The following is a 7,756-nucleotide window of genomic DNA, read 5'->3' as shown; positions in this document are numbered from 1 at the left end:
AGGGGCAGGTCGGGCGCGCGGGTGCCCACCAGCGGGTGCGCGCCGCGGGGACGCGCGTAGGCGACACCGAGCGCCGTGATGGTCAGCGCGGCGCGGCGGCGGGCGGCGCTCACGCGCGACACCGTCGCGACGACGACGCTGCGCAGGACGGCGGCCGCCGGCCCCGACGTCGTGGCGGTGCGCAGGATGCCGCCGCTGACGCGCAGCACCTGCCGCCCGACCGGGTGCCGCTCGGCCTCGTAGCTGTCGAGCAGGGCTGCGCGCTCGGCGGCCGGGAGGCGCAGGGCCGCCGCGAGCTTCCAGCCGAGGTTCGCGGCGTCCTGCATCCCGGTGTTCATGCCGAGGCCTCCGGCGGGGCTGTGCACGTGCGCGGCGTCGCCCGCCAGCAGCACGCGGCCCACGCGGTAGGTGGGCGCCTGGCGCTCGTCGGCGTGGAACCGGGACAGGAACCGCGGCTCGGTCATGCCGTGGTCGTCGCCCAGCGTGGCGCGGGCGATGGCGCGGACCTCCTCGAGGTCGACCGGCTCGCTCTCGCTCACGTCGCGCTCGCCGTGCCAGCCGATGAAGCGGTACCAGCCGTCGCCGAACGGGGCGAGGAAGCCGAGCGAACCGTTGCCTGCCGCCACGGCGAGTGTGTCCTCGGGCTCGCGGGCGAGCCGCACGTCGGCGAGCACCATGGAGCGGATGACCGAGCGGCCGGGGAACGGCACGCCGATCGCCTCCCGCACCGTCGAGCGCACGCCGTCGGTCCCGACCACGTACGCGGCGCGGACCGCCTGCCCGGACGCCGTCGTGACCGTCACGCCGTCGGCGTCCTGGACGAGGGCTGTCACCTCGGCCTCGTGACGGAACACGGCGCCCGCCTCCTCGGCGCGTCGGCGCAGCAGCCGCTCGACCTCGTACTGCGGCGTGACGAGCACGTACGGGTAGCGGGACGGCAGGTCGGCGAGGCTGACGGTGAGCCGCTGGAACAGGCGCAGACCCTGGATGCGGCGCCCGCGGGGGAGCAGGTCGTCCACCAACCCGCGCGCGTCGAGCACCTCGAGGCTGCGCGCGTGGACGGCGAACGCCCGCGTGAGGTTGCTGAGCCCGGCCGGGCGCCTCTCCAGGACGGTGACCCGCGCCCCGGCCGTCGCGAGGTCGCCCGCGAGCAGGAGTCCCGTCGGTCCGGCCCCCACCACGACGACGTCCGTGCCGGCCGGGTCGTCGGCACGGTTCCCGGCAGCCCTGCCGCTCGTGCTCTCCGCGTTCGTGGTCATGTCGTGCCTCCTGGTCGTCCGGTCGTGGTCCGTCTCGGTCAACATCCGTTGGCCAACGCTTGTTGACAACGGTAGGGCGCACGCTCCGAAGAAGTCAACGGGTGTTGGCCTACACTTGTGGGCATGGCAACCGGCGCAGAGACCCAGGCACCCCGGCGGCGGTCGGACGCGACCCGTGCCGCGATCCTCGAGGCGGCGCGCGAGCGCTTCGCGTCCGACGGCTACGAGCGTGCGACGGTGCGGTCCATCGCGCACGACGCCGCCATCGACCCGTCGATGGTCATGCGGTACTTCGGCTCGAAGGAAGGGCTGTTCGCGGCCGTCGTCGACGTCGAGCTCGACTTCCCCGACCTCGCGGGCACCGACCCGGGCTCCGTCGGTGTCGTGCTGGTGCGTCACTTCCTCGACCTGTGGGAGCGGGACGGCGTGCTGCGGACGCTGCTGCGGGTCGGCATGACCAACAGCGCGGGCGCCGACCGCCTGCGCGACGTGTTCCGGAGCCAGCTCGTGCCGGCCGCCCGCTCGTTCGGCCACCCGGACGCCGAGCGCCGCGCCGCTCTCGTCGCCTCCCAGGTGCTCGGCATGGCGGTGGTGCGCTACGTGCTGCGGCTCGAGCCGGCGGCCGCCCTGTCGCACGACGAGGTGGTGGCGTGGCTCGCGCCCACCGTGCAGCGGTACCTGACCGCCGAGGAGCCGTGAGCGGAAATCCCTTGCGCGCCCTCCGGGGTCGTGGCAGGATCGCCGGGCTCCTGCGGGCGTGCCGCGTGTGTGAGGGAGCGACCCGAAGGACTGTGATGACTGGCATCTCCCGGTACGAGACCACCTCGCGCTGACGCCTGCCCGCCGTACCTCGTCGTACCGCGCCCGGGCGTCGGCACAGCCGCCACCACCCGGGAGTCCTTCATGCCGTCCACCCCTTCCGTCGTGCTGCACGACGTCACTTTCGCCTGGCCCGACGGGTCCGTCGCGCTCGACCACGTCTCGGGCGCCTTCGGCCGCGGCCGCACGGGCCTGACGGGCCTCAACGGCGCCGGCAAGTCCACCCTGCTGCGTCTCGTCGCGGGCCTGCTCAGGCCCTCGTCCGGCCGCGTCGCCCTGAGCGGCGCCGCGGACCACCTCCCGCAGCGCCTCACGCTCGAGGTCGACGCGACGGTCGCCGACCTGCTCGGCATCACGCCCGTGGTCCGGGCGCTGCGCGCGATCGAGTCGGGCGACGTCGACCCGGCGCACTTCGACGTCGTCGGGCAGGACTGGGACGTCGAGGAGCGGGCCGTGGCGCTGCTCGCGTCCACCGGTCTGCCGACCGGCCTCGACCGTTCGGTCGCCACGCTGTCGGGCGGCGAGGCGATGCTCACGGCCATCACGGGCGTGCGGCTGCGCCAGGCGAGCGGCGCGGGCGCCGTCGCCCTGCTCGACGAGCCGACCAACAACCTGGACGGCGCCGCCCGCGAGCGCCTGTACGAGCTGGTGCGGGGGTGGCGCGGTGCCCTGGTCGTCGTCTCGCACGACCTGGCGCTGCTCGAGCTGATGGACGAGACGGCGGAGCTGCGTGCGGGGTCGCTGACGACGTTCGGCGGTCCGTACTCGGAGTACCGGGCGTGGCTGCAGGTGCAGCAGGAGGCAGCGGAGCAGGCGCTGCGCTCGGCCGAGCAGACGCTGCGGCGCGAGAGGCGCCAGCGGATCGAGGCGGAGGAGCGCATCGCGCACAGCGAGCGCAAGGGCCGCAAGGACGTCGCGAACCGCAAGTACGTCAAGGCCGTGATCAACGACCGGCGCAACAGTGCGGAGAAGTCGGCGGGCGCGCGGCGGGGGCTGCTGGACGACAAGGTCGAGAAGGCGCGTGCGGCGGTGGACCTCGCCGAGCGCGCGGTGCGGGACGACGACCGGATCGTCGTGGACCTGCCGGACCCGGAGGTGCCCGCGGGGCGCCGGCTCGCGGTCCTGCGGGGCGCCGACGGGCGCGAGGTCGTGGTGCAGGGCCCCGAGCGCATCGCGCTGACGGGGCCGAACGGGGTGGGCAAGACGACGCTGCTCGAGCGGCTGCTCTCCCGCGGGGGCACCGCCGGTGCGGGCGGCGTCGCGCCGGGGGCGGGCGGCGAGCTGCTGACCGACCGTGCCGCGTACCTGCCGCAGCGCGCGGACGTGCTGCCCGAGGACCTGCCGGTGCTGGAGGCGGTGCGGCAGGGCGCGCCGCACGTGCCGCCGGGTGAGCTGCGCAACCGGCTGGCGCGGTTCCTCGTGCGGGGTGCGGCGGTGGACCGGCCGGTGGCCACGCTGTCGGGCGGCGAGCGGTTCCGGGTGGCGCTGGCGAGCCTGCTGCTGGCGGACCCGCCCGCGCAGCTTCTCGTGCTGGACGAGCCGACGAACAACCTGGACATCGCCAGCACGGACCAGCTCGTGGACGCCCTGTCGGCCTACCGGGGCGCGTTGCTGGTGGTGAGCCACGACCGCGTGTTCCTCGACCGCCTCGGTCTGGACGCGGAGATCCGGCTGGACGCCGAGGGCCGGCTGACGGAACTGAGGTCGTGACTACGGGTTACCACGGATGACCCATATTTCACCCGGTCGTACGGTCTCCTGACATAGTTCCGAGCTCTGGGAGATGACGATGAAGACGAACCCGAAGCGACTCGGAGTCGTCGGTGCGGTGACCGCGGCGCTGCTCGCCGCCGGAGGGATGGCGGGCGCCACGGCCATGGAGATCAGCGGCCCACGGGTCGCGCCGCAGGCCGACGCCTCGCAGGAGGCGGGCGCCAAGCTCGCGGGTGCGCCCTACCTGTACCTCGGCTGGGGTGACCCGCAGGACGCGACCACGGTCATGTCCGAGACGGGCGTGTCGGCGTTCACGATGGCGTTCATGCTGTCCTCCGGCGGGTGCACCCCCGCATGGGACGGGCAGCGGCCCCTGGCCGGGGGCGTCGACGAGCAGACCATCGACGCGATCAAGGCGGCCGGCGGCCAGGTGCAGATCTCGTTCGGTGGCTGGTCGGGCAACAAGCTCGGGCCGGCGTGCTCGAGCCCCGAGGAGTTCGCCGGTGCGGTGCAGCAGGTCATCGACGCGCACGACCCCGACGTCGTGGACTTCGACATCGAGAACACGGACGAGCTGGAGGACTACGCGGTCCAGGACCGGATCCTGCAGGGGATCTCGATCGTCAAGCAGGACAACCCGGACGTGCAGGCGGTGGTGACCATCCCGACGTCGATCAGCGGGCCGGCGGGCGCGGGAGCGCGGCTCGTCGAGCGGGCTGCCGAGCTCGGCACGCCGATCGACAACTACACGGTCATGACGTTCGACTTCGGCGGATCCGACATGGTGGCGGACACGATCAGCGCGGCACAGGGCCTCAAGGACCAGCTGAAGGCCGCGCACGGCTGGTCGGACGCGGAGGCGTGGGCCCACACGGGGATCTCCGGGATGAACGGCGTGTCCGACGTCGGCGAGATCACCACGCCGGAGCAGTGGGAGCAGATCCGTGACTGGGCGAACGAGAACGGCCTGACGCGGTTCGCGTACTGGGCCGTCAACCGGGACCGCGGCTGCGAGGGCGGTGGGGTGACCTCCGACTGCAGCGGGATCGCGCAGGACGACCTCGCGTTCACGCGGATCACCGCGGGTTTCTGACCGCGGCGCCTCGCCGGCGGTACGGCCCGTCGTCGTCCATGTCGACGGCGGCGGGCCGTGTCGCGTGCGCGGGAAGCCGGGCCCTGTCGCGCCGGGCAGCGGTGACGTCGCGCGGAGCCTGCGTGGACACCGTGTGGTCGCTGTACGGGGAAGCCCCGATGTTGCGGCTGTCAAGGAAGTCGTACGGTTCCCTCACTTACAGGCTAGAAAGTGAGGGAGGGCGACCATGCAAGCACGTCTACGGCGCCGTGTCGTCGGCGGCCTCGCCGCACTGTCCGTGGCCCTGGTCACCGCGCTCGCGCTGGGCGGGGGCGCTCTGCCCGCGCAGGCGGCGACGGGCGCGATCACCGGGTACGGCGGCAAGTGCGTCGACGTCGCGGCGGCGAGCACCGCGAACGGCACGCAGATCCAGCTCTACAGCTGCAACGGGACGAACGCGCAGACGTGGGACGTGCGCGCCGACGGCACCGTCCGCGCACTCGGCAAGTGTCTCGACGTGGCGGGCGCCGCGTCCGCCAACGGCACGCGCGTGCAGCTGTGGGACTGCAACGGCACCGCTGCCCAGGCCTGGACGGCGGGAGCTGACGGAAGCCTCCGCGCGCTCGGGAAGTGTCTCGACGCCACGGGCCCCAGCTCGGCCGACGGCACGCCCCTGCAGCTCTGGGACTGCGCGGGCTCCGCGAACCAGCGCTGGACGCTGCCGTCCGGCGGCAGCAACCCCGGCCCGGACCCGGCGAAGATGCCGGCCGCGCCGTACCTCTACCTCGGCTGGGGCAACCCGCCGAGCGCGACCTCCGTCATGAGCCAGACCGGCATCCGGGCGTTCACCATGGCGTTCATCCTGTCCTCGGGCGGCTGCAACCCGGCGTGGGACGGCCAGCGCCCGCTCACCGGCGGCGTCGACCAGCAGACGATCAACGCGATCAAGGCGGCAGGCGGCCAGGTGCAGATCTCCTTCGGCGGCTGGTCCGGCAACAAGCTCGGCCCGAACTGCGCGACGCCCGCCGCGTTCGCCGGTGCCGTGCAGCGCGTCATCGACGCCCACCAGCCGCATGTCGTGGACTTCGACATCGAGAACACCGACGAGTTCGAGAACTACACCGTGCAGGACCGCATCCTGCAGGGTCTGATCATCGTCAAGCAGAACAACCCGAGCGTGAAGATCGCCGTCACGATCGGCACCGGCCGCGGTGGGCCCGAGGGCGCGGGCACCCGGCTCATCAACCGGGCGGCGCAGCTCGGCGTCCCGATCGACAACTACACGATCATGCCGTTCAACTTCGGCTCCTCGAACATCGCGCAGGACACGATCAGCGCGTCCGAGGGCCTGAAGAACCAGCTCAAGGCCGCCAACGGCTGGTCGGACGCCCAGGCGTACGCCCACATGGGCATCTCCGGCATGAACGGGACCTCCGACCAGGGCGAGATCACCACCACGGCGGCCTGGACGCAGATCCGTGACTACGCCCGGAACAACGGCCTGACGCGCTTCGCGTTCTGGTCCGTCAACCGGGACCAGCCGGGCTTCGACTTCACGCGCATCACGGCGGGCTTCTGATGCGCGCCCGGAGGAACGCCGGTGTGCGTGCGCTCGTCACCGGAGCAGTGACCGCCGCCCTGCTCCTGGCGACGGCGGTCACGGGGGCGACGGCGGGCACGGGCGTGGCGGGCTCCGCCGCGAGGTCCGTGCCGTCGGCCGCCGTCGGCCAGGCGGTCCCTGCACCGGTCGCCGCGGACGTGCCCACCACGTTCACGCACCCCGGCGTGCACGTGAGCCGGCCGCAGCTCGACTTCGTCCGGCAGCAGGTGCAGGCCGGGGCGCAGCCGTGGCGCAGGGCCTACGACGCCATGATGGCCAGCCGGTACGCGTCGCTCTCCTACACCCCGCACCCCCGCGCCGTCGTCGAGTGCGGGTCCTACTCCAACCCCAACAACGGCTGCACCGACGAGCGGGAGGACGCCATCGCGGCGTACACCCACGCGCTGGCCTGGTCGGTCACGCGCGACAGCCGGCACGCCCAGAAGGCGATCTCGATCATGAACGCGTGGTCGCCCGTCATCCGTGACCACACCAACTCCAACGCGCCGCTGCAGACGGCGTGGGCCGGGTCGGTGTGGCCGCGGGCCGCCGAGATCATCCGGTACACGGGGGCGGGCTGGGCCGCCGCCGACGTCGACCGGTTCGAGCGGATGCTGCGCGACGTCTACCTGCCCGAGGTGATCAACGGCTCCCGCAGCAACGGCAACTGGGAGCTGTCGATGATGGAGGCGGCCGTCGGCATCGCCGTCTTCCTCGACGACCGGAACGCGTACGCGGCCGCGAGGCAGACGTTCCTCGTGCGGGTGCCGGCGTTCATCTACCTGACCTCGGACGGGCCGGTGCCGCGCACCGTGCCCGGTACGGGGCGGGACACGCCCGACCAGATCTTCGCGTTCTGGCACAACCAGCGCACGCTGGTCAACGGGCTGGCGCAGGAGACCTGCCGGGACTTCACGCACACGGGGTACGGCATCTCGGCGATCTCGCACGTCGCGGAGACCGCCGCCATCCAGGGGGACGACCTCTACCCGCAGGTGGGGGAGCGGCTGCGGCACGCGCTCGGCTTCCACTCCACCTACCAGCGGGGTGCCGCCGTGCCGTCGTGGCTGTGCGGCGGCTCCGTGCACCTGGGCCTCGGCCCGGTCACGGAGGTCGGGTTCAACGCCCTGCACAACCGGCAGGGGTTCTCGATGACGAACACGCAGGCCCTGACGGAGTCCATGCGGCCGCAGGGCACGAACAACCTGTTCGTCGCCTGGGAGACCCTGACCCACGCGGACAACCCCCACGTCCTCCCCTGACCCTCCCCCCCGCCGAGGTAGTCACGTGGCG

The 7,756-nt window shown here is 73.0% G+C and carries 6 protein-coding genes; 5 read left to right on the top strand and 1 reads right to left on the bottom strand.

Annotated features, from left to right (window positions below; translation table 11 throughout):
• Nucleotides 1-1,259, bottom strand: a 1,259-nt coding sequence (locus HLB15_RS10705) for an FAD-dependent monooxygenase (RefSeq protein WP_171105417.1), incomplete at its 3' end; no start/stop codon positions are given.
• 123 nt (nt 1,260-1,382) lie between these two features.
• Between HLB15_RS10705 and HLB15_RS10700 the strand changes: the two genes are divergently transcribed.
• The 5 genes from HLB15_RS10700 to HLB15_RS10680 all read left to right on the top strand — a co-directional run bounded on the left by HLB15_RS10700 (nt 1,383) and on the right by HLB15_RS10680 (nt 7,725).
• Nucleotides 1,383-1,958, top strand: coding sequence for a TetR/AcrR family transcriptional regulator (locus HLB15_RS10700; RefSeq protein ID WP_171105416.1), 576 nt, complete (start codon nt 1,383-1,385; stop codon nt 1,956-1,958).
• A gap of 204 nt (nt 1,959-2,162) precedes the next feature.
• A complete protein-coding gene (locus tag HLB15_RS10695; protein WP_171105414.1) occupies nt 2,163-3,788 on the top strand; it encodes an ATP-binding cassette domain-containing protein in 1,626 nt (541 codons plus the stop codon).
• A 79-nt stretch (nt 3,789-3,867) separates the two neighbouring features.
• Nucleotides 3,868-4,884: a chitinase gene (locus tag HLB15_RS10690; RefSeq protein WP_171105412.1), complete on the top strand. Its 1,017-nt coding sequence runs from the start codon at nt 3,868-3,870 to the stop codon at nt 4,882-4,884.
• A gap of 226 nt (nt 4,885-5,110) precedes the next feature.
• Nucleotides 5,111-6,442 carry a ricin-type beta-trefoil lectin domain protein gene (locus HLB15_RS10685; RefSeq protein ID WP_229785680.1) on the top strand — a complete coding sequence of 444 codons (1,332 nt, stop codon included), beginning with the start codon at nt 5,111-5,113 and terminating at the stop codon, nt 6,440-6,442.
• Nucleotides 6,443-6,465: 23 nt separating this feature from the next.
• On the top strand, nt 6,466-7,725 hold the full coding sequence (locus tag HLB15_RS10680) for an alginate lyase family protein (protein ID WP_229785679.1): 1,260 nt from the start codon (nt 6,466-6,468) through the stop codon (nt 7,723-7,725).
• The last annotated feature ends 31 nt before the right edge of the window (nt 7,726-7,756 follow it).

Origin of the sequence: Promicromonospora citrea, assembly GCF_013004695.1 — a bacterium.
GTDB lineage: Bacteria > Actinomycetota > Actinomycetes > Actinomycetales > Cellulomonadaceae > Promicromonospora > Promicromonospora citrea.
The sequence above is the reverse complement of the archived record's forward strand: the minus strand, read 5'-3'. Positions and strand labels throughout refer to the sequence as shown.